We start from the raw sequence: 24,548 nt of genomic DNA on the forward strand, positions 1-24,548 counted from the left end.
ACAACGCCCCGTGACGCCGGTACGCGGCCGGCCAGGGTGTGATCGGCGCGCCTCGGCCGAGGTCAGCGACCGATAGGCACGACCGACAGCCGCGCATCGACCGCTCGTAACCGGCGATTTCGACACTCCCGAACGGTCCGCACGCGCCGGGGCCGGGTGGCGATCGGGTGGGCCCGTCACTACGGTGGGGCGGGCAATCGGAAGCCCGGAAGCGGGGGTGTGTGGATGCCGTTGTCGACGGCCGAACAGGTGATGGCCACGAATCGGGCTGTGCCACAGCGGCGCTCGATTCCGCTGGTCGTGGTGTGGCTGGTAGGGGTGCTGGGTGGACTGGCCGGGTGGTACTACCTCGGTCAGATGCTGGCCGCGCCGCGCGCGATGCTGCACCTGGTCGATCTCGGCGTGTATCAGATCGCGGCAGACCGTGTGGTGCACGATGTTTCGGTGTACGACACCCCGTTGCGGGGTCACACGCGCGGGGTGTGGGAGTTCGTGTACACCCCGTTCGCGGCGCTGATGTTCGTGCCGTTGGCGTGGTTGCACGGGTCGGTCTTCACCTGGGCCGGGGGACTCGCGAATTTCGCCATGCTCACCGGATCTGTTTGGGCGGCACTGTCGGTGCTCGGTTATCGGCGCGACCGCCGCATGCTGATCGTGGGCCCGGCTGCTGCCTGTCTGCTGCTGTTGTGTGAGCCGATCCGGGAGACCGAGGCCTTCGGGCAGGTCAATATCCTGCTGCTGCTCCTGGTGCTGGCCGATATGGCGCTGCCCGACTCCTCCCGCGGCAAAGGCGTGCTGACCGGTATCGCGGCCGGCATCAAGCTGACCCCGGCGTTCTTCATCGTCTACCTACTGGTCACTCGTCGATTCCGGGCGGCCGCCACCGCCGCCGGCGCGCTCGTCGCCACGATGGTTATCGGCCTGGCCGTGCTGCCGAAGGATTCGCTGACGTTCTGGAGCGGGGCCTTCGCCGACCCTGCCCGGGTCGGTGTCCCCGAGAACCCGCAGAACGAATCCCTGCGTGGCATGCTCGCCCGTACCCTGGGCGCGGCCAGTAGCATCCAATTGCTGTGGGCCGCAGCCGCTCTCGCCATCGCGGTGGTCTGCCTGATCCTGGCCCGCCGTCTCTCGGTCACCGGCAGTGAACTTCCCGCCGTGGTTCTGTGTGGTCTGACCAGCACGGTCGTCTCCCCATACAGCTGGATCCACCACTGGGTCTGGCTGGCTCCCCTGCTCATCTGCCTGGCCGATCTCGCCCTGCGCCACCGCTCCCTCCCGACCGTGGCGGGACTGCTCGCCGTGTTCCTCGTCTGCTCGGGCGGCGTCTTCGATCTCCTGGACCTGCACTACGGCAGCATTTTCGACCTCCCGAACCACGGCCTCTTCGCGTTCCTCGACCACAATGCCTACATCTGGCTCACGCTCGCCCTCTTCGCTGCCACGGCCGTGCTGACACGGCGCGGTTCCGCGCGGGTCGGACCCGTCCTCACGCCCGGTATCGGGCGACGAAGCGCCGCAGGATCTCCTGCGGCACCATGATGTGCTCGCGGTGCCCGAGTTCGGTCAGGGAGTCGGCCTCACTCGGGTCGAAATAGCCCTCGTGCCGATAGATTTCGATACGCAGCGCCAGGCCCCGGCCGTCGAGTTCGGGGTGGAACTGGGTGGCGTAGACGTTCTCCCCGACCCGCACCGCCTGTACCGGGCAGACAGCCGAACGCGCGAGTAGCACCGCGCCCGGCGGAACGTCCTGGCAGGACTCCTTGTGCCCGACAAAGGCGCGGAAGTTCTCCGGAAGCCCTTGCAGCAGCGGGTCTTTCGCCGCGCTCTCGGTCAGTTCGATGGTCGTCGCGCCGGGCGTCTCGCCGTAGCGCTCGGTGCCGACCAGCCCGCCCAGCACGTCGGCGAGCATGCTCAACCCGTAGCACGCGCCCAGGTACGGGATGTCGCGGCGCACGATCTCGATGAGCAGCTTCTTCAGCTCGGGTTCGAAGACCCGCTGGTAGTCGTACTTCTTGGGCTCGGGGTAGCTGAGGTTGCTCGGCCCGCCGCCGACGATCACCGCCCAGTGGTTCTCTAGTTCGAGATCGGGCATGCCGCGATTCATCTCGACCCGCATCACGTCCGTGGCCGTGAGCCCGCCCGCGTCGAGGATCGCCTCGTACTCCTGATCGGAGGCCGCTTGCTCGGGTCGCAGCTGCAGCAGCAGGCAAGACTTGGGCATGTCCACATTGTGGGCGGTCGGTCCGCTCCGGTTGGGGGCTATGCGGGGATTGACCTCGAGTGCGCTCGAGGTTGCAGGGTGGAACCATGACTCGACCAGTAGAAATCTGGAACACCGTCTACGACGAGGACACCGCGCCCTGGGTGATCGGCGAACCTCAGCCCGCCCTCGTGGCACTGGAACGCGCCGGTGAGATCAGCGGCCGCGTCCTCGAGCCGGGGTGCGGCGCGGGTGAGCACACCATCCTGCTCACCCGCCTGGGCTACGACGTCCTCGGCGTCGACTTCTCCCCCAGCGCAATCGAATACGCCCGCGCGAATGCCGCCGCCCAGGGCGTCCCGGCCGTCCAGTTCGAGGTCGCCGATGCCCTCGCCCTGGGCGGCAATGCCGACTTCGCGGGTGATCCTCCGGGCTCCGCGCCCGCGTTCGACACCGTCGTCGACAGTGCCCTGTTCCACGTCTTCGGCACTGAATCCGAGGCCCGCGCCGCCTACGTCCGCAGCCTGCACGCCGTCTGCAAGCCCGGTGGCGTGGTCCACGTCCTGGCGCTCTCCGACGCCGAACCCGGCTTCGGCCCCCGCATCAGCGACACGGTGATCCGGACATCCTTCGGCGCGGGCTGGGAACTGGAAAGCCTGGAACCCACCCGCTACCGCGGCCGGGTCACCGCCACCGTCGCCGATCAAGCGGTGGGCCTCGAGGTGTCCCCCACGGGCCTGGTGGATGTTGCGGCCTGGATGGCACGCATCCGGAGGCTCTGATACAGTTCCGCTACCTCATCAGAAATTCTTCCGAAAAACAAAGTACGTGTAACCCTGGGTTACACGTACTTTGTTTTTTCACCCCTACCGCTGCCTTCAGCCCCGATGCACCCGATCGCTCACCAGCGCCCGCAGCGCCGGGTCCTCCTCGCCCACGTGCAATGACCGAATCCGTTGCACCGCAAGCGCGTCCGTCCCGGTGACCCGCTGGCTCAGGCGCTCGTGCTCCACCCACGACGGGCTCATGAAGGTCTCGACGTGACGGTCCGGGTCGACCGGATCGGAGTACATCGCCCAGTGCATGGCCCCGTCGCGGCGGCGGGAACGCCGCAGGTCGGGGATGGCGGCATGGAAGTCGGCCAGGTGCTCGGCGGGGATGCGGTATTCGACGGTGAGCATGATCGGGCCGTCATCGGGGGCCAGGGACAGGGGCACGTACGGTTCCAGCACATGCGCGGCCCGGACATCGATCTGCTCGGCGGCCGCGAGCCGGAACCACAGACCCAGTGCCGTCTGCGCCGCGAGCGCCACCCCGGCCGCGGTGAGTGCCGTGGGCAGTCCCATGGTGCCGGCCACCGCACCCCAGCCGGCCGCACTCACCGCGAAGCCGAGCTGGAACACCAGCTGGAACACCGCCAGTCCACGGCCGCGAATCCAGCTGGGCAGCACCGATTGTGCCGCGATATTGAGCGTCGACATGACACCCATGCCCGCCATGCCGGCGAGGAACAGCACCGGCAGCGCGGGCGGGAAGGCAGTCAGCTGCGCGAGCGTCAGCAGGCAGGCGGCGTAGAGCAGGCTGCAGGCCAGTGCGATCCGATCGGGGGAATAGCGGTGCCGGATCCGCGGCAGCACCAGTGCGCCGCACACGCCACCGACCCCGAGCACACCGAGCAGCAGACCGTAGGTGGTCGCCGTCTGATGCAGACGCACGCGGGTGACCACGGCCAGCAGGGACGGCAGCGCGCCGTAGCAGAGTACGAAGGCGGCGGCGCGAACCAGCACCGCGCGCAGTTCGGGCGCATTGGCGACATAGCGCAGGCCGGTGCGGATGGCGGTGGTGAGATGCTCGGGCGGCAGTGCTGTCGCGGTGGGACGGCGTCGCCAGACATACACCACCGCAAGCACTCCCAGGAACGACGCCGCGTTGAGCAGGAAGACGCCGCCGGAGCCGACCGCGGCCACCAGCACGCCGCCGATGGCCGGTCCGATCGCCTGCGAGGCCGTCATCGCCACCGAATTGAGGCTGATCGCGGCGGGCAGCTGCGCGGTGGGCACTAGCTCGGGGGTGATCGAGCTGAAGGCCGGCATGCCGAGCGTCGCGCCGGTGCCCAGCAGCAGCGTCGCGGTCAGCAGCAGCGCCGGATTCACGCTGTGCGACAGCGTGAGTGCGCCGAGGAGTGCCGCCACCACCAGCTGCCACGCCTGGGTGAACAGGATCAGGCGGCGGCGGTCGAGGATGTCGGCGAGCGCACCCGCGGGCAGGGCCAGCACGAAACTGGGCAGGGCACTGGCAGTGGACAGCAATGCCACCAGCGCGGCCGAGCTGGTCAGCGTGGTCATCAGCCAGGAGGCGCTGACCAGGTGCATCCAGGATCCGACATTGGAGGCGATCGAGGCGATCCACAGGGCCCTGAAAGTATTGATACGCAAGGGTGTCCACGGTGAGGTCGCCGAGGGTGTGCTCATCCGTCAGAGGGTACGGATCTGTCCTGGCATCGGCGCGTCGGTTCGCGATGGGCCGAACGGTTGGGGCCGCACCCGGCCACGGCTCCAATTCCGGCAAATCTCAGCGGAGTTCGTTCGGGGCGCGCAAGATTGACAGGCTCGGAACGGTTCCCGAGGACAGGATCGCAGCACCATGGCGGTACGCACCCGACTATCCCCAGACCAGCGCAACTCCTTCATCGCGGCCCAGCTCGGCTGGACCATGGACGCTTTCGACTATTTCCTCGTGGTGTTCGTGTACGCCGATATCGCCAAGAGCTTCCACATGCAGAAGAGCGAGGTCGCGTTCATCACCACGGCCACGCTGATCATGCGCCCGGTGGGCGCGCTGCTGTTCGGACTGTGGGCCGACCGGGTCGGGCGGCGGATTCCGCTCATGGTCGACGTCGGGTTGTATTCGATCGTCGGGTTCGTGTGCGCGTTCGCGCCGAACTTCACGGTGCTGGTGATCCTGCGCATGCTCTACGGCATCGGCATGGGCGGTGAATGGGGACTGGGCGCCGCACTGGCCATGGAGAAGATCCCCGTCGAGCGACGTGGCTTCTTCTCCGGCCTACTGCAGGAAGGGTATTCGTTCGGCTACCTACTGGCCTCGCTCGCCTCACTGCTGGTGACCAACTGGCTCGGTCTGTCGTGGCGTTGGCTGTTCGGGCTGTCCATCATTCCCGCCCTCATCATTCTGATTCTGCGTGCGCGCGTACGGGAATCGGAGGTGTGGGAGTCCACCCGCGAGCGCCTGGTCTCGACGCGCACCTCGTTCAAGACCATCATCACCAACCCGGTCATCGTGCGCCGGTTCGTCTACCTGGTGATCCTGATGACGGCCTTCAACTGGATGAGCCACGGCACCCAGGACATCTACCCCACGTTCCTGTCCGCCACCCAGCACGGAGGTGCGGGCCTGTCGACGGCCACCGCCAAGTGGATCGCCGTCATCTACAACATCGGCGCGATCATCGGCGGTCTGGTCTTCGGCAGCCTCTCACAACGCTACGGCCGCCGCTACACCATCATCTTCTGTGCCCTGCTGGGCCTGCCGATCGTGCCGCTGTTCGCCTATTCGCGCACCGCGGCCATGCTGTGCCTGGGCTCCTTCCTGATTCAGGTTGCCGTCCAGGGCGCCTGGGGCGTCATTCCCGCGCACCTCACCGAGATGTCGCCCGACGCCATCCGCGGCTTCTATCCGGGCGTCACCTACCAGCTCGGCAATCTGATGGCCTCACTGAACCTGCCGATCCAGGAGCGCCTGGCCGAATCCCACGGTTACCCGTTCGCCCTGGCGATCACGGCCGTCCCCGTCTTCCTGGCCGTCGCCATCCTGACCGCGATCGGCAAGGAGGCCAAGGGGATTCGCTTCGGGACCACCGACAGCCCCGCCACCGCGCCGGTGACATCGGGTTGACGCTCCCGCTCCGAAGGTTCGGGAGCACCGGGCGCGGCGGCCGGAATCGATTCTGCGCCTGGGTGATCGCAGCCGTCTAGCGATCGCGGTGTGCCATCAGCCGGGCCAGGGCGGTGAGATCGTCGGAGGCGAGATCACCGGGCAGGGCCGCGAACGCGACATCCAGGGCGGCGTCCGCGCGGCGCAGGGTGTGCTGGCGGCCGCCCGCCTGCTCGATCAGGTCCGCCGCCCGGGCCGCTCGGGCCGCGGTCATGGGATGGCGGGCGTGATAGAGGCGGGCCAGTTCGCGGCCGGCCGCGGTGCCCGATTCCAGGGCGCACACCACCGGGAAGGACTGCTTGCGGTGAATCAGGTCGCTGTACGCCGGTTTTCCGGTGACGTCCGGATCGCCCCAGATGTCGATGAAGTCGTCGACGAGCTGGAACACGAGCCCGATCTCGATGCCGAAGGTATGCATGGCCGACACCACGCGGTGGTCGGCCCCGGCGCACAGCGCGCCCAGCGCGCAGGCACAGCCGAGCAGCGCGCCGGTCTTCCCGGCGGCCATGGCCAGATACTCGTCGCCGCTGACGGTGCGCCAGGTCTCGAAGGCGCAGTCCGCGTACTGGCCCCGGCACAACGCGACCATGGCCTCGGTCAGGCGGATGACCGCCTCGGCGGTGACGGTCTCAGGAGCGCCGTCACACAGCACGCCGAGCGCGACCGCCTGCAGAGCGTCGCCGAGCAGTGTCGCATTGGTCTCGCCCCAGATGCGCCAGACGGTCGGCCGGCCGTGCCGGAACGCATCGGTGTCCATGACATCGTCGTGGACGAGTGAGAAGTTGTGCAGCAGTTCGACGGCCGCCGCGGCGTGTACCGACGCCTCGACGTCACCACCGCAGGCCGCGGCAGCAGCGAAGGCGAGCGCCGGGCGCAGCGCCTTGCCCTGCGCGCCGCTGGCCGTCCTCCCTTCGGGATCACACCACCCGAAGTGGTACCCGGCCATCACATTCAGGGGTTCGGCCAGCGCCCCGACCGCCGAGCGCAGCACCGGCTCGATGGCGACCCGCGCCTCGGACAGGCGGCCGTGGGCTCTCCGCTCGGTGCCCGCGTCGAGCGGGCGGGATATGGATTCGGGTGCGCGGGCGCAGGTTTCGTCATGCCCGGCCAGGACGGCCGCGGCCGGGCGGGACAGTCCCCATCGGCGCTTGCCCTCGGCGTGCTGTCCTACGGTGAATCGGATCGGTTTCGACGCTCGCATAATCGGCCCCGCTCGCTCGGACACGGTTGCCGCACCCGGTGGCGGCTGGGCAGCCATGCTCAGAAGAAGCTCATGGTCCCATCACAGTCTGAAACCTGGAGGCTGCCTGCGGATTTCATTTCGGCAACGTCGGTAGGTTTGCTGCTTCAGGTGAGTGGCAAGCCGTGCTCGAGCGCCTCCGCGGGTGCGCTTGTATAGCGGGCCGCCTGATAGTGGTAGTCGTGGTTGGCACGTACATAGACGGTGTAGTTCTGGGCGGTGACCAGGGCGTCCACGCGTTCGCGGCCGGTGAGGCCGGCGTCGTCGAGCTCGGTCGGCAGGCGTTGCATCGCCTCGATCATGTGCTCGACGCACTCGGAGAGCATGCCGTTGACCAGTTGCCGGGCCTGCGCTTTGTTGTATCCGTGGTGATACTGCGCGAGCAGTACCGAGTTGTAGAGGTAGCCGGAGGCCTCGTCCGAGGCAACCGACAGCACATCATTGAACAGACCCATGTGCTCCACGGCCGCCATACGCAGGCTGTGCATGGCGGGTAGGTGCCGGACGGCGGCGGACAGGTCCACGCCCTCGGCGCGTTCGCTGATATCGAGAAACACGAACAGCGCCACGCCGTCTCGCCGATGTGCGCGGTAGGTCTCGAGGTCGGGCAGATTGCCCGAGAGTCTGCCGACGCTCTCGGTGTAGTAGGTCCACAGCCAGTCGTGGATCTCCCGGCGCACGCTCCGTTGCCAGGCCGCCGACCGGCCATGGCACAGGCGTGGCCACAGCTCGGCCAATGCGACCGCCAACACGCCGGAAGGTGTTGCCGTACCGTCCAATACGGCCTCGATAGCGGTTATGGCCCCCAGACACCTGCGCGGATCGGGGATTTCGATATCGAACTGATCGTCTACGATGAAAGCCCATGCGGTGTACTGGCTCAGCAGCGTGAGCTCGTCGGCGTTCGCGTTCGGGCACCACAGGGCGTACATGCGCGCCGGGCGGGTGCGTTCCATGCGACGCCGGGTGGGCTCGGTGGGAACCAGTCCGTAGGCCTCCAGCCAGGACCACATCCCCGCTTCGGCTTCCGGCTCCGCCGGATTGACGCCCGCGGCGGCGAACGGCATGAAGAACTCGATTGCTTCCATGCGAAACTACCTATCCCCCAAGCATTTTACGGAGAACATCGTAACGATAACGGCATTTCAGACGTTTGAACTCGCATTTGAAATCTCACTCATCAGGACTCTGCGAGCCGGACGGTTGTCAGTCGGGCAGCCGGACGAGGCGCTGCGCACCGTCGAAAAGGGTTCGCTCGGCCACCCGAGTGGCCGCCAGAGCGGCCAGGGTCGTGGCCGCGAGCAGCATGTACATCACGACGATCTGATAGCGGATGGCCGTCAGCGGATCCACGCCCGCCAGAATCAAACCCGTCATCGCGCCCGGCAGACTGATCAGACCGACCACCTTGGTCGAGTCGATGGCCGGGATCAGCGCGGTGCGCAGCGCCGAACGCTGATTCGGCAGGAACGACTGGTACGCCGAAAGGCCCAGTGCCAGCCGGGCTTCCACGGCATCGCGGGCCCGGCGCGCATCCTCGACCAAGCGGCGCAGCGCGATTCCGGTCGACTGCATCGCCGACGACACGATCATGCCGCCCACCGGCACTACCACCCGCGCCTGCGTGGAGATGATGCCGAGGGCGATCAGCGCGCCCAGGGTGATCGACGCGCCGAACGCCACGCCGATGGTCGCCGAACGCGTCGCATGTGGCAGCCCCGCCCCGCGTCGCCCGGCCACCTGCCCGGCGATGACGATCATCAGGACCACCCAGCCCAGCGCGCCCGGCAATCCGGTGTGGCGGAACAGGATCAGCAGAATCGCGCCCACCGCGACGAGCTGCACGCCGGCCCGGGCCGCCGCGATCAGCAGTTCGCGGGTGAGATGCAGCTGCTGCCGGTAGGCGATGGCCGCCGCCAGCGCGACCAGGACCAGCGACGCGCCGACGCCCGTCCAGTCGGGCACCGAAAGTCCCTGGGTCATGGCTGATTCTCCGCTTCCGCACCACGCGTGAGCCGCCCGGCGGCCAGCGTCCATACCTCGTCCGCCACCTCGGCCACGAATCCCGGATCATGGCTGACCAGCACCACACTGCCGCCGGCCGCCACATGCGCCCGGATCAACGCGCCGATCGCCACCGCCGACGCCCCGTCCAGCGCCGAGGTCGGCTCGTCGAGCAGCAGCACCCGCGGCTCCACCGCCAGCGCCCGCGCCAGGCAAACCCGTTGTGCCTCACCTCCGGACAGCTCGGCGCAGCGGCGCACCGCGAACCCGTCGGGCAAACCGACCGCCCCGAGCAATTCGCGCACGCGCTCGGAATCGACGGCCCGCCCCACGCACACCTCCTCGGCGACCGTACCGGTGAGCAGCACCGGCCGCTGCGGCACCAACCCCACCTGCCGACGCAACGCCAGCACATCCAGGTCGGTCACCGGGACCCCGTCCAGCAGTACCCGGCCGCTGTCGGGCTCCCCGAACCGATTCAGCAGTCGCAGCAGGGTCGTCTTGCCCGCCCCGCTCGGTCCGACCACGGCCGTACACCGCCCGGCCGCGAAGGTCGCATCGACCTCGACGAGTACCGAGGTCGATCCGTGGCCGAGGCTGACCCGGTCCAAGACAATGCTGGGCACCGCCTCACCCTGCCCCACTCCGGATCGGCGGCGCGGCGCGGGGTCGCCTACGCGCCGGAAGTCGCCGGCAACCCGGCGATCCGCCGCAGCCCCTCCGCGAGTTCAGCCCCGGTGGGAGCGGTTCCGGGGTCCATGAGCGCCTGCGCCGCGATGCCCACCAGCAGCGCCTGATAGAGCGCACCGACAGTCCGTCCGGTGTCGCCGAAGAGCCGGGCCAGCCCCGACCGGGATTCATCGGTCTGCTCGGCGAGCTGAGTCCGGGTTTCGGGATGGGAGAGCGCGTCGAAGGTCGCTCCCCACAGTCCGCGGTGGCGGTGATGGACTCTCGGACTGCATCCCAGCGAGAGGGGTCCCAGTAGTAACCGCCGCAACGGATATGGCGTAGCCGCAGGTAGCCGGACTGTCGAGGCTACGGAGTCGTCTTGTTGAGGTGTCGGTGGATGGTGGGGCGGGTGACGCCGAATTCGGCCGCGGGTGCGTTCGGACATGAGGGTGTGTTCGAATTCGGCTATCGCGCCGAGGATTTGGAAGAACATGCGGCCGACGGCGGTAGAGGTATCGATGCCCTGGTCGAGCACCACCAGATCCACGCCCCGGTCCTGGAGAGTCTTGGACAGCTCGATCAGGTGCCCGAGGGAGCGGCCTAGCCGGTCGAGCTTGGTGATCAGTTGATCTTTGGGCCGTTTGGCCACCAGCAGTGCCTTGCTCAGCTCGGGCCGTGAGGCGAGCTTGCCGGAGGCCTTGTCGATGAATATCTGTTCGCATCCGGCGGCGGTGAGTGCGTGGTGTTGGGCTTCGGGGTGCTGGTCGAGGGTGGAGACCCGCCCGTAGCCGATTCGCATGGCGCGGAGTGTATTGCGAACTCCCGACAGGTTGCCGTTGGCGCGTACACGGCAACCATTACAGATCTGGCGTGCGGAAATCTGCTGCGGCGGAGGGTGTCTCGTGAACGAACGTTTTCGAGCCACTGTGTCACCGGGAGCAGGTGCACCGCGTCCGTAATCTGGATGGTCGGAACCAACTGAATGAGGGGGACGTGTTGAACGACTACGGCAGTTTCGCGACACAGCCGTTGCCGATCCAGCGATTACCGCACCGCTCCACCGAACCGGTCAAGCTGAAAGGTGTTGGCGGGGAAGGCAGCGCGGACGCTGCCGGGCTCGCCCGCGCGGGCGGGCACGTGGCTCTGGCCGGCGTGGTGAGTCGGGTCACCGGGTTCGCCCGAACGATCGTGGTGGCCGCTGTCCTTGGGACCGCGGCGGTGGGAGATGCCTACAACGGCGCGAACAATCTGCCATGCTGAGCCGTTCGTGACGTCGCGGACGCTGGGTGAATGCCTTCAGAACAGGGTGTCGCCACGTTTTATCTTTCGCTCCAGTCGTCCGGCCATTGGGTGCTTGGTGCTCCAGGCGCGTCCGCAGGCCCATCGGCGCAGGTAGCATGGCCTGTGCCCTCGCGTGTGATGTGCAGTTCGCACGATGTCGCGCTGCGGGGTGTCTGCTGCAAGTTCGGTTCTTCTCCGGATCTTCCCGACCACGTGGCCGCACGGCCTGGATACAGGGAGGTATTCATATGAAGGCAATCGTGGTGACGGACCAGGCCGCCGGAACGGCCGGGATGACGTTGGTGGAGCGGGCCGAGCCGGATGCGGCGAGGTTCGCTAGCCTCTCGGGCGCGAGCTACGGCGATGTCGTCGTCGAGGTTCATGCGTCGGGGTTCACCGCGGATGAGTTGGAGTGGCCCTCGACCTGGATCGATCGGCTCGGCCGGGACCGGACGCCGTCGATCCCCGGGCACGAGCTGGCCGGGGTGGTCAGCGTTCTCGGCTATGGCACAACCGGCCTGTCGGTGGGGCAGCGGGTGTTCGGGCTCACCGACTGGACTCGCGACGGCACGCTGGCGGAGTACGTAGTCGTCGAGGCACGTAATCTCTCGCCGCTGCCGGGCGACATTGACTTCACGGTGGGCGCGGGCGTCACGATGGCGGGCTTGACCGCCTGGCAGGGGCTGTTCGAGCACGGCCGTCTTCAGGCGGGGCAGAGCGTCCTCGTGCACGGTGCGGCCGGCGTAGTTGGGTCGATGGCAACCCAGCTCGCACGTGAGGCCGGCGCCTACGTCATCGGCACCGGGCGCGCGGCCAGCCGGCAGACCGCGCTCGACTTCGGGGCGCACGAGTTCGTCGACCTTCAGAACGACTCTCTGGACGACATCGGCGGAGTCGATCTGGTCTTCGATGTCATCGGCGGAGACATCCAGAAGCGGTCCGCGGATCTCGTTCGAGCCCGAGGAACGCTGGTGACCGTCACCGGGCCGCCCGAGGCTCGCCCCGCCCACGGACTGGCGATCGACTTCATCGTCGTATCCGACCGCACCCAACTCAGTGAGATCGCCCAGCGGGTGCGCGACGGACGAGTGCGGACGAACATCGGCACAGTTGCGACCCTCGACGACGCCGTCGCCGCCTTCAACCCGACCGAGCGACGCAAGGGGAAGACGGTCATCCGCGTTCGTCCGTGAGGACCCTGGATAGCGCCAGGCCCGCGACCTGCTGACCCGTCCCGACGAGTCGAGGTTCCGGTAGTAGTCGCGCGAAAAACAACGACAATGGCTTGACCAGTAGCGATGTGGATGTGCAGGCTGAGTGCATGCGGGCCCGCGACGTCGTGGTCGGGCAAACCTATGTGGTGCTGATTCCGCACCGGATTTCGCGGGGACGCCACCTCGACCGTGATCAACCCGGCACGCCGGCGTCGGCGTGGTGGTGGATGACCGGTACTCGTTTCCGGCTTACCGTCACCGCAGTGGACTCGACCAGTAGTCCGGCCATGGTGGAGGGGCGACCGCTCACCGAAGGCCCCAGCATCGAGGTCGCGCTGACCGCCGAGCAAATCGCTGCGCTCACTGCGCTGGGTCTGCCTCAAGGCGAATATCGCGTGCGCGGACGGTTGTTGGACCACCGGGACCGAATCGTCGGTTTACCCGAGCCGCTGCGTGTCCCGGCTCGCTGGCTGCGGCCCGCCGAGGGGTTCGACGACCGCACGCACCTCGATCTCGATCCCTATTCGGGGTGACCGTGTCAGCCTTCCGGGTGCCTTAGCACTGATCAGCGCTATGCCGGACTTCGTTGGATTCTCGGCGAGTTCTACCGCGACCCCTCCTTGTTCGCATGTACCCACTACAGCCTCGTTCGCGGCCTCGTACGCTTCGCGGCCCGCCTCATCGAAGTGAATCATTCGCACCGTTGCGCGTTAGCTGTCGTGGCGGAGGTCAGGCGAGTCGGACATCTGCGGTGGCGAGGCCGAAAACCTTGCGGCCGGCCGCCTTCGCGACGATGACGACGACAGCCGTTCTGGTGTCGGGATCGACCGACTTGATGCGTCCGGTGAACTCCACCGTTCCCGCGGAGGCGGCTTCGATGACCGTGTAATTCGACAGCCGGACCCCATACCGGATCATCGCACCCGGGTCACCGAGCCATCCGGTGACAAATCCCGCCCCCAAGCCCATCGTGAGCATGCCGTGAGCGATCACATCCGGAAGACCCGCGAGCACAGCGATCTCGTCATGCCAATGGATGGGATTCACGTCCCCGGAGACCCCGGCATAATTCACCAGGTCGCCGCGGGTCAGGCGCACGGACCGAGCGGGAAGTTCGTCACCGACGGCGATGTCCTCGAAGCGGAACACGGTGCGCGGGATACGCGTGCGTGAGATCGGCGAAAGACGGGCGGTGGTCCAGGGATCCGGTTCTGTCACCAGCAGCGCGTCCTCGTCGGCCGAAGCGGCGGTGGTTGGGGAGGTCGTGTCGAGCCCGCTCATGATGACGCGCTCGATCGTGTCGCTGATTTCGGCGTTGACGTCCTCGTCGGTGAGGCCGAGGACGGTGGTGTGCATGATCTGCACGATGTCACCGGTCTGGTCGGTGAAAGTGTTGGTGATGGTGAGCAGGTCCTTGCCCCCGATACGACGCGTCGAGGACAGCTCGACATCGCTGACCAACCGGTCGCCGGTGAGCACCGGCTTGTACATTTCGAAAACCTGATCGGTCTGCACGACCACGTCGTAGCCGGTCATGACGATCTCGAGCAGCCTGCGGTTGGCCAGCATCGCGGCAATGGAGATGAACGTGGTCGGCGCGATCAGACCGGCGTATCCGAGCTCACCAGCAGCCCCTTCGCTCCAGTGCGCCGGGTGGAAGTCCTGCACCGCTCGCGCGTACTCGCGGATCTTCTCCCGCCCCACCTCGTAAAAGTCATCTGTGCGATAGCGATGCCCTACCAGCCCAGCCGCATCGAACGCTGCTTCCACCAAGCCCCTCCTCCATCCGGATCCATTCCACACTCGTAACCGGCACCGGCAGTACCGAATTCACGAGTGAAACCCCACCTTCTCACAAGGCGCGGCGCTACGCCGAGAAAAACAAACGTGGGTTCGCGAGACGCGTTGAGTTGCTGGAGATTTCCGCACGACGAACGAGGCAAACACCGCTACACCGTCGACCAGATCGCCGCCGAGTTCGGCGTCACCCGCCCCACCATCCACCGACACCTCAACAAGACGACCCTGTAGCCTCGCCGCGTCGACTCCTGCGGTTACGTCATATCCGTTGGCTTTTCGGGGATTACTCTCGGAACCCCTCCCCACCCTTACCGCGGCGGTGCCGAACGTCGGTTCGGTGGCCGGCGGGATGGCGGTCGTGCTCGCCGGGACGAACCTGGTGCGACCACGGTGAGTTTCGGTGGCACACCGGCAATCTCGTTCACCGCCGACTCCGCAATCCAGATCACCGCCGTCGCCCCGGCGGAGGCGGCCGGCCATAATCCGGTTGATCCCTGGCTCCGGTGTGGCCGACAGCGGTGACGCTGTGGCCCCAATCCAGCGCCGGCACACTGCTCAGCAGCTCCGGATGCAACTGATCCACAACTGTCACCGGGTGGCCGCTGACGTCGGCCACCCGGTGACGATGTGTGGTTGTGGTGTGGGCTCTACACGACCACGGGACGCCGGGCGGCGTTTTCGGCGATGGCCGAGATGATTTCGCCGAACAGCGGCGCGGGGATGTCATGCCCCATCGCCTCGAGTGGCAGGTAGCTCGATCCGGGGATCGCCGCATGGGTGGCCTCGCCGCCGACGATCTTGATCAGCGAATCCTCCGCGCCATGGATCACCAACGTGGGCACCTGCAACCGCTGGAGGTTTCTCGTGCGGTCGGGGGCGATGACGGCTGCGGTTACCTGACGAGCCGCCCCCTCGGGATGGCGCGCGCGGTCGTAGGCGTGGGTCGCCAGGGCGTAGCGGCGTTCACGCTCGCTCTCGGCGTAGGTCTTCGACCCGATGAGGGCGTACAGGGCGACGATCTGCTCGATCGCGTCGTCGCGATTCGGCGGAAGCGGCTTCATCAGCTCCTGGAGCACGTCGCCGTCGGCCATGCCGATGCTGGCGTGCGGAGTGCTCATCATCGAGCACAGCGACCGTACCCGCGCCGCGTGCTCGATCGCGACCAGCTGAGCGACCATCCCGCCCATCGACGCGCCGACCACGTGCGCGTGGTCGATACCCAGGTAATCGAGCAACTCGACACTGTCGCGCGCGATCGCCCTGAGGTAGTACTGGCTCGGAGTGACCTTCCACTCGGTCAGGCCGCTGTCGCGGTTGTCGGGACGGATGACGCGGTAGCCGCGCGCGCCGAGACCATCGACGATCTCCTGAGGCCAGTGGATCAGCTGCGAGCTGAGCCCCATGATCAGCAGCATCGGTTGCCCCGCCGGATCACCCTCGTCGCGGTAGCACATCCTGACCTCGGACAGTTCAGCGAATCGGTCGATCCCATTGCTCATGACAAACCTCCCGAAGTTGTGGCCGACGATTGCAAACATCGAGCATTGCAAGACGAACTGCACCCGGGTGTTCATGAAGCTTTCGACTGCGACAGGCCTGTTCATCGATCCGACGGCCGTCGCCAGTCCATGATCCCACCCGAGGCTCATCGCGCATCAAGTTTCGCCCAGTACAGCCGGACACCGGCCACAGTGGGCCGCTCAGCGGCGGGATCGCGGAAGCGGCGGGATCGCGGAAGCGGCGGGATCGCGGAAGCGGCGGGCTCATGCCCGACGGGCCCGAGTGGCACGCGCGATCGGCGCGGTGGCGGGCAGTTCGGCGATCAGTTCGTCGACGCGGGCGCACCGCACCCGCGCGTTCGGCGAGCATCCAACCGTTCTTGCGTTCCAGCCCCGCGGTCAACCTCGTCACGTACTCTCGTGCCCGAGCCCGTGGCTCCGCACGCGTGAACCGGGACCCGACCCTCGGCATCAACGAATTCAACTCGGCCACAACATGTTCCAACACCACATCTACCAGCGCAGACCCAGACGAGTGCCGTTGCGGTCGGTCAACGGGTGAGGCGCAGAAATCGGTGGTTGCCAGTAGGGCGCGGTAGCGACCGGCAGGTCGTCAGCGACCAGACCCCTGCTCCGGACAGCTGGCGTGACGCCGAACTCGGCGGTTCTCATTCGCCCGCAATATCTTTCGGAAACGGCAGGATCAACGCCCGCCTCGCCGTACGCTGGCCCACCGTCCCTGAACAGTTATCGGCACCACTCGGAGGCACCATGCTGTCCCTGCAGGAGATTTCGGACCGCCTGGAAATAGCGGACCTCATGGTCCGCTATTCCCACGCCGTGGACACCCACCAATGGGAACTGCTGGACGAGATCTTCACCCCCGACGCCCACATCGACTACACGGCCATGGGCGGCCCGGCCGGCGACGTGGAATCCACCAAGAAGTTCCTCGCGACCGTCATGCCGAATTTCTCCGCCTTCCAGCACATGATCAGTAACTCCTCCATCCGCGTGGAGGGCGATCACGCCACCGCGCGCACCATGTGCCACAACCCCATGCTGGTCACCGCCGCCGACGGCACCCGCCAGCTCATGCTGTGCGGGCTCTGGTACCACGACACCTTCGTGCGCGTGGACGGCGAATGGCGCATCGAGCAGCGGGTGGAGGAGAAGAGCTACATGTTCATCGCCCCCGACGCGGTCCCGGGCACCTGAATCCTATGGGGTCACTCCCCCTTCAGTAGCTCGATGAGCGGGCCGAACCGGTCCATGTTGTGCTCGAGCACCGTGATGTAGTTGAACCCGAACCGTTCCCGGCGTTCACGCAGGGTCTCGGCCATCTGCGCGGCGGTGCCGACCAGCAGCACGGGCAGGTCCTCGAGCGCGCCGGTGTAGCCGAAGGGCAGGTGCTCGGTCAGGTAGGCGATCGCGGCCTCGCGATCGGCGGGTGCGGCGATGCCCTGCACCAGCAGGTTGAATTCGACGGCGCCGGCCCGGTTTCCGAGCAGCCCGCGCACGTAGGCCGTCTTCTTCGCGGTCGAGTCGGCGTCCGCGAGCGTGAGCAGGCCGCTGTCGGCCGAGGTCGCGCCGGTGAAGGCGACGATGTCGGCGTACTCGGCGGCCAGCCGCAGCGCCCGCTCACCCCAGCCGGCCAGGAGCAGCGGCGGCCCGGAAGGCTGCGCCGGACGCGGCTGATACTCAGGATCGGCGAAGAGGCGGCGCAGCGTCGTGACCGTCTCCTCGAGGTGCCCGACGCGCCGGCCCGCCGACGGGAACGGCATTCCGGCGGCCTCGAATTCGGACCGCACGTACCCGGCCCCCAACCCCAGCTCGAACCGCCCTCCGGTGAGCTGATCCAGGCCGGCCACGTCGCGGGCCAGCAGGACCGGGTTGTAGAAGGGCGTATTGAGCACGAAGGTGTTCAGCCGCGGCCGTTCGGTGACATCGGCGGCCAGCATGAGCGCCGGGAACGGAGCGGGCAGCCCGAGATGGTCGGGCACTCCGATGACGTCGTAGCCGAGTCCCTCGGCGCGACGGCACTTCTCGATCCATTCCGGGCGGGACGCGGGGGTCAGCAGGTTCACGCCGAAGCGGAAAGGGAGGACCATGACTTCTTGTCTACCAGTGGAATCCGGGACCGTTCGAGGGCGCGGGACCGGGCGGCGAACGCTGCGAAGCCGCCCGGAACGAATTAGCGCACGGACTGCGGCGAATGCGGCCCGCGCGATGCGACCGCGCGCCATCATGGGATATCGCTCGGTCCGGTCGCACCGCGAGGAGTTTGCGCCATGACACAGCTGCCAGTCCCTGCGCACCAGCGTGCGGAGTTGGAGAAGGCCTGGGTGCGGTGGACCACGGCCTCCTCCGGCCGCCCGCCCGGCACCGAGGTGGTGCTGCGCAACGAGGTGGCGGAGTCGTGGGAGCGGTCGCTGCGCACGGTCGATCCGACGCGCACGGCGGCGCCCGGAACCGATCGGGACGAATTGGGTTCGCGCTGGGCCGAATCACCGCTGCGGACGCCCATCACCGAGATGGCGGGTGAGCTCCGGGCATTGGCGGAGGATTCGGGCATGGTCGCGGTGGTCACCGACGATACGGGGACCGTGCTCTTCAGCTGTGGCGACCGCTCGGTCCAGCGGCGCGCGGAATCGGTCAATCTCGCCCCCGGCGGCTGCTGGGACGAGCCGTACATGGGCACCAGCGGCGTCGCGCTGTCGCTGCACAGCGGCCGCCCCGCCTCGGTCTGGGCCGCCGAGCATCTGGTGGAGGCGCTGCACGGCTGGGTCTGCTACTGCGCGCCCATCCGCGCCGCCGACGGCCGTCAGCTCGGCGTGCTGGATCTATCGACGTATTGGGATCGCTCACATCCGCTCATCCTCACGACGGCCCGAGCCCTGGTGACAGCCATCGAAGCCCGAGTCCATGCCGGACAGTTCCGCCCTGCCCGCAATACCCGGCTGGAATCGCTGGGGGTGCCGCACCTCTACAAGCAGGGCAAGCAGATGGCCATGCGGCCACGCCAGCTGGAGATTCTGACCCTGCTCGCCCTGGAACCGGAGGGCTTCACGCCGGAACGCTTGCACGAGGCCGTCTATGGCGACCGGTCGGTGTCCTCCAGCACCCTCAAGGCCGATGTCTCCCGCCTGCGCGCCGCCACCGACGGCCGCATCGCCGACCGCCGCTACATGCTCACCGAGCCTCTCGCCTGCGACGCCGTCGAACTGCTCGCTGCCCTCGAAGCGGGCGACCTGACCACCGCCGTCCGCCTGTATCGCGGTCCGCTGCTGCCTGATTCGGACGTTCCGGGCATCGTGCAGTGGCGCGAACACCTCGACGTCTGCCTGCGCACCGCCGTGCTCGCCGACCGCAACCCCGAGCACGCCTTGCGTTTCGGCCAGCGCTGCCCGGACGACATCGAGATCCACGAGCACGCCCTGCGCCTGCTCCCCCACGGCGACAGCCGCCGCGCCCTGGCGACCGCGCGCCTGCACACCGCCTTACGCGCGTAGTCGATGCCGGAGCGCGTGCGCAGGTGCACGCCATGCCATGAATATGTCGGCCTTGTCCGGAATGTTCATTACCGCAGTCGTATTCGACAGCAGTGACTCAGCAACGTTTCGCCAACCCGGCGCCAACCTTGCGCCAACCTTCGCGGTTCATAGTGACCCCCGTCACCGCAGATACGGGATCAGGAGCCGCGCCATGATCTACGCCAAACCCGGCACCGCCGGGAGCATCGTCAGCTTCAACCGCCGCTATGACAACTTCATCGGGGGCGAGTGGAAAGCGCCGATCGAGGGCAGATACTTCGACAATCCCTCCCCGATCGACGGTGAGACCTTCTGCCAGGTGGCGCGTTCGAGTGCCGCGGACATCGATATGGCCCTGGAGGCGGCGCATCGGGCGGCCGACGCCTGGGGTGCCACGTCGGTAACGGATCGTGCCAACATCCTCAACAAGATCGCCGACCGGATCGAGACGAACCTGGAGCGTCTCGCCGTCGCCGAAACCTGGGAGAACGGCAAGCCGGTCCGTGAAACCCTCGCCGCCGACCTGCCTTTGGCGGTCGACCACTTCCGCTACTTCGCCGGGGCGGTGCGCGCGCAGGAGGGTCATCTTTCCCAGATCGACGCCGACACCGTCGCCTATCACTTCCAGGAACCGCTGGGTGTGGTCGGGCAGATCATTCCGTGGAATTTCCCGATCCTCATGGCGGCCTGGAAGCTGGCCCCCGCGCTCGCCGCCGGTAACTGCGTGGTCATCAAGCCCGCCGAGCAGACCCCGGCCTCGCTGCTGCTGGTCATCGAGCTCATCGCTGACCTGCTGCCACCCGGCGTCGTCAATGTGGTCAACGGTTTCGGTGTCGAGGCCGGCAAGCCGCTGGCCTCCAGCCCGCGCGTCGCCAAGGTCGCCTTCACCGGCGAGACCACCACCGGCCGGCTCATCATGCAGTACGCCAGCGAGAACATCATCCCGGTCACCCTGGAACTCGGCGGCAAGAGCCCCAACATCTTCTTCCCCGATGTCATGGCCGCCGACGACGCCTTCCTGGACAAGGCCGTCGAGGGCTTCGTGATGTTCGCGCTCAACCAGGGCGAGGTCTGCACCTGCCCGTCGCGGGCGCTGATCCACTCGTCCATCTACGACGAGTTCATGGCCCGCTGCCTCGAGCGCACCAAGGCCATCAAGGGCGGCAATCCGCTCGACGACACGACCATGATCGGCGCACAGGCCAGTAACGACCAGTACGAAAAGATCCTGTCCTACATCGACATCGGCCGCAAAGAGGGTGCGACGGTCCTCACCGGCGGCGAGATGCGCAAGGTGGAGGGCTTCCCCAATGGGTACTACATCGAACCGACGATCTTCGAGGGCCGCAATGACATGCGGATCTTCCAGGAGGAAATCTTCGGTCCGGTGGTAGCGGTGGCCCGCTTCGACAACGAAGTCGAAGCGGTAACCATCGCCAATGACACGCTCTACGGCCTCGGCGCCGGCCTGTGGACCCGCGACGGCAGTACCGCCTACCGGGTGGGCCGCGCCGTCAAGGCCGGCCGGGTGTGGACCAACTGCTACCACGCCTATCCCGCGCACGCGGCGTTCGGCGGCTACAAGAAGTCCGGCATCGGCCGGGAGAACCACCGTATGATGCTCGACCACTATCAGCAGACCAAGAACCTGCTCGTGTCCTACTCCCCGAATAAGCTCGGATTCTTCTGAACCGCAAGCAATTCAATTCATTCAGAACTGCCAGTAATTCGAAGTCGGACAGGCCGGACGGTCTGCGAGGAGCGTGATGAAAGCAGGTTCCGTATCCAGGGTGACCATCACCGAGGCCGCCGCACACGTGCTGCAGGACCTCATCGTCCACCACGGTCCGGTGATGTTCCACCAGTCGGGCGGCTGCTGCGACGGCAGCTCCCCGATGTGTTACCCCCTGGGCGAGTTCCGGGTGGGCGCGGCCGATGTGCTGCTCGGCCGCGTCTTCCCGGACACGGCGTTCTGGATCAGCGCCGACCAGTACGAGTATTGGCGCCACACCCATCTGACCGTCGACGTGGTCCCCGGCCGCGGCGGTGGCTTCTCCCTCGAGGCCCCCGAGGGAGTCCGATTCGTCATCCGGTCACGCCTGTTCACCGATGCCGAGACAGCGGCGTTGGAAGCGGCTCCCGCTCCGCTGCGCGGCAACGAGCTGGCCGGATGAAGGAAGGTGGCGCGGCCGGTTTCTCCGGGTCGGCCGCGCCATCGTAAACCTCCGGAGCCATCGGACCGCTCCGGATCCGAAAGTCCCTACCGCGGAACGCGACCGGTGCCCAGCCACGCGGTCGTGGACAGCGGTGTGCCCGGCACGTAGTGCTCGCGCAGATAGCCGATCATGACCTTTTCCTGGGCTGCCCAGGTGGCCTTGTCGGTGCGCCGGCGGGTGGCCTGTAGCGGGGCGCTGCCCCGGGTCAGCCGGTCCCACATCTGCTCGGCGCTGTCGTAACTGAACGATTCGGAGTGCGGTCGCAGCACCACCTCGGTGAAACCGGCCGCGAGCAGCTCCTTCTCGAACACGTTCGGGTTCTCGAGGCTCTCCGGATTCGGCTGGGGCGCGGGGAATCCCGGAATCCCGGCCTGGAACGCCTCGAACAGCAACGTCATCAGCGGCGAGTCCGTGATCGGGGCCCAGCTGGACACCACCGTGATACCGCCCGGCCGCAGCACCCGGTGCAGCTCGGCGAACCCGCTGGCCCGGTCCGGGAAGAACATGAGTCCGAACATCGAGAACGCGGCGTCGAAAGTGTTACTGGCGTAGCGCAATTCCTGCCCGTCACCGACGCCGGTGAGCACATTGCCGACCCCGGCCTGCATGATGGCGCGCCGCAGCCGCCGGATCATGGCCTCGGAGAAGTCGACCGCGACCACCTCCGCGACTCGCGGCGCGGCCAGCAGCGCGAGCACGCCGGGCCCGGTGGCCACATCGATGACCCGGGACCGGTCGCTCAGCTCGGCCGATTCCAATGCGCGAATCGCGAACGGCCGCATCATGTCCGATACGACGTCGTCATAACTCTCAGCGACCTGGTCCCACGCGCCCGGCGCGGCAAGCGGATTCTCCGGCATTCGACCACCCTTCCGACGGGTACAGTGTACGCACGCCGGACGGGCGGTCCAGCGGGAAGATCAGCGACCCGGCAGGAACCGGATGCCGCGGGCGATGGCCATGAGGAACGGCTGCCACTTGGTCTGCGGGATGAAGGGCGGGGCGTCCAGGTTCAGGAACCGCGTGACCACGATGGACTGGGGTTCGGTGAACTTCAGCAGGCCGTCGGGACCGTGGCGGCGGCCGACGCCAGAGATGCCCATGCCGCCCATCGGCGCGCCGGTGGTGCCCCACGCGGGCGCGTAGCCCTCGTCGACATTGACCGTGCCCGCGTGCAATTGCTCCGCGATGCGCTCGCCCTCGGCCTTGCTGCCCGCCCACACGCTGGCGTTCAGTCCGTACTCGGTGTCATTGGCGCGGGCGACGGCCTCCTGCACCGAGTCGACCGGGTAGATCGACACCAGTGGGCCGAAGGTCTCGTTGCGGCCGCATTCCATCGCGTCGGTGACCTCGGACAGGACGGTCGGTTCGAAGAACAGCGGGCCCAGGTCCGGGCGGGCATTGCCGCCGGCGAGCACCTTCGCGCCCTTGGATACCGCGTCGGCCACATGCTTGGTGACCGTCTCCAGCTGGGCCTCGGAGATGAGACTGCCGATATCCTGCGAGAAGTCGTACGCGGCACCGAGTTTCGCCGCCCGCACCGCCGCGACGAACTTCGCGGTGAACTGGTCGGCGACCGCGCGCTCGACATAGAGCCGCTCGATGGAAATGCACAGCTGGCCCGCATTGGAGAAGCAGGCGCGGACCGCGGCCTTGGCCGCCTTGTTCAGATCGGCGTCGCGGGTGACGATCATCGGGTTCTTGCCGCCGAGCTCGGCCGAGAAACCGATGAGGCGGCGCCCGCACTGCTCGGCCAGGGTGCGGCCGGTGGCAGAGGAACCGGTGAACATCAGGTAGTCGCAGTTCTCGACGATGGCCGTGCCGACCACTGTGCCCGGGCCGGGAACCACCGCGAACAGATCGCGGGGCAGCCCGGCGCGCGCGAACAGCTCGGCATTGACCAGCGAGGAGTACGGGGTCTGGCTGTCGGGCTTGACCACCACGGCATTCCCGGCCAGCAGCGCAGGAATCGAGTCGCCCACCGAGAGCAGCATCGGGTAGTTCCACGGCGCGATCACCCCGACCACGCCCTTGGGCACCACGCGCACCGAGGCGCGGTTCAGCAGCGGGAACGCGCCCGCCGCACTGTGCGGGGCGAGCAGCTGCGGGGCCACCCGGGAGAAGTAGCGGGCCGCGAACATCAGGCCGATGATCTCCTCCTGGGCCGCCCACCGGGCCTTGCCGGTCTCGGCCTGGAGGATGTCCATCAGGTACTCGCGGTTCTCGACCACGAGCGCCCGGTACCGATCCAGCACCTCGGCCCGCTGCTTGGGTGTGCGCGCGGCCCATTCGGCCTGCGCGATACGCGCTTTGGCGATGGCGGCCGCGACATCGGCGGCGGTCCCGACCGGCACCGAGCCCAGGGACTCGCCGGTGAACACCTCGGTGATCGCTCGGGTCGCATGGTCCTGGGTGGTATCCACGGCCGCGAACGAGCGCAACCGCTCGAACACCGTGGCAGCCGGCACCGGCATCATCGCCTCCTACTTACGAGTAACTTCCAGGTACACACAATCTACTCCGCTGCGCACGCGCCGGGCCGGGACTGCGAGATTCCGCCCGCTCGGATCGGGTTCCGGGCGAATTCTTGGCTCGGCCGAAATATCGTGATTGCCCAAATTTCGGCTTCTACCTGCGAAAATCTGTAACTGATCGTGAACGCGGAACGAAGAAACAGCCAGCAGTACCCGGGCAGGAATCCACCGCCGGTGAGACAGCACCGGCGACAGTGCCCGATCCCGCGCACGCACGAGGGGTGCGTGCGCGGGATCATGAAAAGCGCTGCGGGAACAGGCTATTCGTTGACCAGTACCGGAATCGACAGCACTACGGCGGAGATCGGCGCATCGGCCGGGGATGCGGTGATAGTGAAGCTGCACTTCGTCTCCTCCGTCCGCGCGTCCCCGATCACCGGGCGCGGCCCGCTGTCCCGGGCGCAAAC

The 24,548-nt window shown here is 67.4% G+C and carries 23 protein-coding genes and 1 pseudogene; 11 read left to right on the plus strand and 13 right to left on the minus strand.

Annotated elements, in window-relative coordinates:
- Positions 1–225: 225 nt before the first annotated feature.
- The gene (locus ABZ909_RS29625; protein WP_357005884.1) at positions 226–1,539 is read left to right on the plus strand and encodes a glycosyltransferase 87 family protein; all 1,314 of its coding nucleotides are present in this window, start codon (positions 226–228) and stop codon (positions 1,537–1,539) included.
- Here the strand turns inward: ABZ909_RS29625 and ABZ909_RS29630 are convergent.
- Positions 1,487–2,221, minus strand: a complete 735-nt coding sequence (locus ABZ909_RS29630) for a glutamine amidotransferase (protein ID WP_357005887.1) — start codon at positions 2,219–2,221, stop codon at positions 1,487–1,489. The genes ABZ909_RS29625 and ABZ909_RS29630 overlap by 53 nt on opposite strands.
- Before the next feature lie 86 nt (positions 2,222–2,307).
- On the opposite strand from ABZ909_RS29630, the gene ABZ909_RS29635 reads away from it, so the two are divergent.
- On the plus strand, positions 2,308–2,982 hold the full coding sequence (locus tag ABZ909_RS29635; RefSeq protein WP_357005890.1) for a class I SAM-dependent methyltransferase: 675 nt from the start codon (positions 2,308–2,310) through the stop codon (positions 2,980–2,982).
- Between the two features lie 96 nt (positions 2,983–3,078).
- On the opposite strand, the gene ABZ909_RS29640 is transcribed toward ABZ909_RS29635, so the two are convergent.
- A complete protein-coding gene (locus ABZ909_RS29640) occupies positions 3,079–4,671 on the minus strand; it encodes an MFS transporter (RefSeq protein ID WP_357005893.1) in 1,593 nt (530 codons plus the stop codon).
- A gap of 172 nt (positions 4,672–4,843) precedes the next feature.
- Here ABZ909_RS29640 and ABZ909_RS29645 point away from each other — a divergent pair, with 172 nt between their 5' ends.
- Positions 4,844–6,112, plus strand: a complete 1,269-nt coding sequence (locus ABZ909_RS29645; RefSeq protein ID WP_357005896.1) for an MFS transporter — start codon at positions 4,844–4,846, stop codon at positions 6,110–6,112.
- A gap of 76 nt (positions 6,113–6,188) precedes the next feature.
- Here the strand turns inward: ABZ909_RS29645 and ABZ909_RS29650 are convergent, their stop codons facing one another.
- The 5 genes from ABZ909_RS29650 to ABZ909_RS29670 form a co-directional block, all read right to left on the minus strand.
- Positions 6,189–7,352, minus strand: a complete 1,164-nt coding sequence (locus tag ABZ909_RS29650; protein WP_357005899.1) for a polyprenyl synthetase family protein — start codon at positions 7,350–7,352, stop codon at positions 6,189–6,191.
- A gap of 146 nt (positions 7,353–7,498) precedes the next feature.
- Positions 7,499–8,479: a hypothetical protein gene (locus tag ABZ909_RS29655; RefSeq protein ID WP_357005902.1), complete on the minus strand. Its 981-nt coding sequence runs from the start codon at positions 8,477–8,479 to the stop codon at positions 7,499–7,501.
- A 118-nt stretch (positions 8,480–8,597) separates the two neighbouring features.
- Positions 8,598–9,374: an iron export ABC transporter permease subunit FetB gene (gene fetB / locus ABZ909_RS29660; RefSeq protein ID WP_357005905.1), complete on the minus strand. Its 777-nt coding sequence runs from the start codon at positions 9,372–9,374 to the stop codon at positions 8,598–8,600.
- The gene (locus tag ABZ909_RS29665; RefSeq protein ID WP_357005908.1) at positions 9,371–10,021 is read right to left on the minus strand and encodes an ATP-binding cassette domain-containing protein; all 651 of its coding nucleotides are present in this window, start codon (positions 10,019–10,021) and stop codon (positions 9,371–9,373) included. The genes fetB and ABZ909_RS29665 overlap by 4 nt, the downstream gene beginning before the upstream one ends.
- Before the next feature lie 47 nt (positions 10,022–10,068).
- Positions 10,069–10,863 (minus strand): recombinase family protein, encoded by a 795-nt coding sequence (locus tag ABZ909_RS29670; RefSeq protein ID WP_357005910.1) that lies wholly within the window; start codon positions 10,861–10,863, stop codon positions 10,069–10,071.
- Between the two features lie 194 nt (positions 10,864–11,057).
- On the opposite strand from ABZ909_RS29670, the gene ABZ909_RS29675 reads away from it, so the two are divergent.
- The 3 genes from ABZ909_RS29675 (at position 11,058) to ABZ909_RS29685 (ending at position 13,092) form a co-directional block, all read left to right on the plus strand.
- Positions 11,058–11,324 carry a hypothetical protein gene (locus tag ABZ909_RS29675; RefSeq protein WP_357005913.1) on the plus strand — a complete coding sequence of 89 codons (267 nt, stop codon included), beginning with the start codon at positions 11,058–11,060 and terminating at the stop codon, positions 11,322–11,324.
- A gap of 269 nt (positions 11,325–11,593) precedes the next feature.
- Complete coding sequence (locus tag ABZ909_RS29680) at positions 11,594–12,538, plus strand: NADP-dependent oxidoreductase (RefSeq protein WP_357005916.1); 945 nt, start codon at positions 11,594–11,596, stop codon at positions 12,536–12,538.
- Between the two features lie 92 nt (positions 12,539–12,630).
- Positions 12,631–13,092: a hypothetical protein gene (locus ABZ909_RS29685; RefSeq protein ID WP_357005919.1), complete on the plus strand. Its 462-nt coding sequence runs from the start codon at positions 12,631–12,633 to the stop codon at positions 13,090–13,092.
- A gap of 196 nt (positions 13,093–13,288) precedes the next feature.
- On the opposite strand, the gene ABZ909_RS29690 is transcribed toward ABZ909_RS29685, so the two are convergent.
- A complete protein-coding gene (locus ABZ909_RS29690; protein ID WP_357005922.1) occupies positions 13,289–14,332 on the minus strand; it encodes a fused (3R)-hydroxyacyl-ACP dehydratase subunits HadA/HadB in 1,044 nt (347 codons plus the stop codon).
- 114 nt (positions 14,333–14,446) lie between these two features.
- Here ABZ909_RS29690 and ABZ909_RS29695 point away from each other — a divergent pair, with 114 nt between their 5' ends.
- The gene (locus ABZ909_RS29695; RefSeq protein ID WP_357005925.1) at positions 14,447–14,590 is read left to right on the plus strand and encodes a TetR family transcriptional regulator; all 144 of its coding nucleotides are present in this window, start codon (positions 14,447–14,449) and stop codon (positions 14,588–14,590) included.
- Between the two features lie 416 nt (positions 14,591–15,006).
- Here the strand turns inward: ABZ909_RS29695 and ABZ909_RS29700 are convergent, their stop codons facing one another.
- Complete coding sequence (locus ABZ909_RS29700) at positions 15,007–15,933, minus strand: alpha/beta hydrolase (RefSeq protein ID WP_357005928.1); 927 nt, start codon at positions 15,931–15,933, stop codon at positions 15,007–15,009.
- A gap of 268 nt (positions 15,934–16,201) precedes the next feature.
- Positions 16,202–16,369, minus strand: a pseudogene (locus tag ABZ909_RS29705) (IS701 family transposase); the annotation flags it as partial.
- A gap of 260 nt (positions 16,370–16,629) precedes the next feature.
- Here ABZ909_RS29705 and ABZ909_RS29710 point away from each other — a divergent pair.
- Positions 16,630–17,076, plus strand: a complete 447-nt coding sequence (locus tag ABZ909_RS29710; RefSeq protein ID WP_357005931.1) for a nuclear transport factor 2 family protein — start codon at positions 16,630–16,632, stop codon at positions 17,074–17,076.
- A gap of 11 nt (positions 17,077–17,087) precedes the next feature.
- Here the strand turns inward: ABZ909_RS29710 and ABZ909_RS29715 are convergent, their stop codons facing one another.
- A complete protein-coding gene (locus tag ABZ909_RS29715; RefSeq protein ID WP_357005933.1) occupies positions 17,088–17,969 on the minus strand; it encodes an LLM class F420-dependent oxidoreductase in 882 nt (293 codons plus the stop codon).
- A 180-nt stretch (positions 17,970–18,149) separates the two neighbouring features.
- Between ABZ909_RS29715 and ABZ909_RS29720 the strand changes: the two genes are divergently transcribed.
- From ABZ909_RS29720 to ABZ909_RS29730, 3 genes are all read left to right on the plus strand, one after another.
- On the plus strand, positions 18,150–19,370 hold the full coding sequence (locus ABZ909_RS29720; protein ID WP_357005936.1) for a transcriptional regulator: 1,221 nt from the start codon (positions 18,150–18,152) through the stop codon (positions 19,368–19,370).
- Positions 19,371–19,563: 193 nt separating this feature from the next.
- Positions 19,564–21,081: an aldehyde dehydrogenase family protein gene (locus tag ABZ909_RS29725; RefSeq protein WP_357005938.1), complete on the plus strand. Its 1,518-nt coding sequence runs from the start codon at positions 19,564–19,566 to the stop codon at positions 21,079–21,081.
- Positions 21,082–21,157: 76 nt separating this feature from the next.
- Positions 21,158–21,565 (plus strand): DUF779 domain-containing protein, encoded by a 408-nt coding sequence (locus ABZ909_RS29730; protein ID WP_357005940.1) that lies wholly within the window; start codon positions 21,158–21,160, stop codon positions 21,563–21,565.
- A gap of 86 nt (positions 21,566–21,651) precedes the next feature.
- Here ABZ909_RS29730 and ABZ909_RS29735 read toward each other — a convergent pair whose 3' ends face one another.
- Positions 21,652–22,467: a methyltransferase domain-containing protein gene (locus tag ABZ909_RS29735; RefSeq protein WP_357005942.1), complete on the minus strand. Its 816-nt coding sequence runs from the start codon at positions 22,465–22,467 to the stop codon at positions 21,652–21,654.
- A gap of 60 nt (positions 22,468–22,527) precedes the next feature.
- A complete protein-coding gene (locus ABZ909_RS29740; RefSeq protein WP_357005945.1) occupies positions 22,528–24,081 on the minus strand; it encodes a succinic semialdehyde dehydrogenase in 1,554 nt (517 codons plus the stop codon).
- Positions 24,082–24,548: the final 467 nt, after the last annotated feature.

The sequence above is a fragment of the Nocardia sp. NPDC046763 genome, assembly GCF_040645495.1.
In the GTDB taxonomy this organism is placed as follows: domain Bacteria; phylum Actinomycetota; class Actinomycetes; order Mycobacteriales; family Mycobacteriaceae; genus Nocardia.

Coding starts and splice junctions, on each gene's coding strand:
- ABZ909_RS29625 (WP_357005884.1), top strand. CDS start 226: ATGCCGTTGTCGACGGCCGAACAGGTGATGGCCACGAATCGGGCTGTG.
- ABZ909_RS29630 (WP_357005887.1), bottom strand. CDS start 2,221: ATGCCCAAGTCTTGCCTGCTGCTGCAGCTGCGACCCGAGCAAGCGGCC.
- ABZ909_RS29635 (WP_357005890.1), top strand. CDS start 2,308: ATGACTCGACCAGTAGAAATCTGGAACACCGTCTACGACGAGGACACC.
- ABZ909_RS29640 (WP_357005893.1), bottom strand. CDS start 4,671: ATGAGCACACCCTCGGCGACCTCACCGTGGACACCCTTGCGTATCAAT.
- ABZ909_RS29645 (WP_357005896.1), top strand. CDS start 4,844: ATGGCGGTACGCACCCGACTATCCCCAGACCAGCGCAACTCCTTCATC.
- ABZ909_RS29650 (WP_357005899.1), bottom strand. CDS start 7,352: ATGCGAGCGTCGAAACCGATCCGATTCACCGTAGGACAGCACGCCGAG.
- ABZ909_RS29655 (WP_357005902.1), bottom strand. CDS start 8,479: ATGGAAGCAATCGAGTTCTTCATGCCGTTCGCCGCCGCGGGCGTCAAT.
- fetB (WP_357005905.1), bottom strand. CDS start 9,374: ATGACCCAGGGACTTTCGGTGCCCGACTGGACGGGCGTCGGCGCGTCG.
- ABZ909_RS29670 (WP_357005910.1), bottom strand. CDS start 10,863: ATGCGAATCGGCTACGGGCGGGTCTCCACCCTCGACCAGCACCCCGAA.
- ABZ909_RS29680 (WP_357005916.1), top strand. CDS start 11,594: ATGAAGGCAATCGTGGTGACGGACCAGGCCGCCGGAACGGCCGGGATG.
- ABZ909_RS29700 (WP_357005928.1), bottom strand. CDS start 15,933: ATGAACACCCGGGTGCAGTTCGTCTTGCAATGCTCGATGTTTGCAATC.
- ABZ909_RS29710 (WP_357005931.1), top strand. CDS start 16,630: ATGCTGTCCCTGCAGGAGATTTCGGACCGCCTGGAAATAGCGGACCTC.
- ABZ909_RS29715 (WP_357005933.1), bottom strand. CDS start 17,969: ATGGTCCTCCCTTTCCGCTTCGGCGTGAACCTGCTGACCCCCGCGTCC.
- ABZ909_RS29720 (WP_357005936.1), top strand. CDS start 18,150: ATGACACAGCTGCCAGTCCCTGCGCACCAGCGTGCGGAGTTGGAGAAG.
- ABZ909_RS29725 (WP_357005938.1), top strand. CDS start 19,564: ATGATCTACGCCAAACCCGGCACCGCCGGGAGCATCGTCAGCTTCAAC.
- ABZ909_RS29730 (WP_357005940.1), top strand. CDS start 21,158: ATGAAAGCAGGTTCCGTATCCAGGGTGACCATCACCGAGGCCGCCGCA.
- ABZ909_RS29735 (WP_357005942.1), bottom strand. CDS start 22,467: ATGCCGGAGAATCCGCTTGCCGCGCCGGGCGCGTGGGACCAGGTCGCT.
- ABZ909_RS29740 (WP_357005945.1), bottom strand. CDS start 24,081: ATGCCGGTGCCGGCTGCCACGGTGTTCGAGCGGTTGCGCTCGTTCGCG.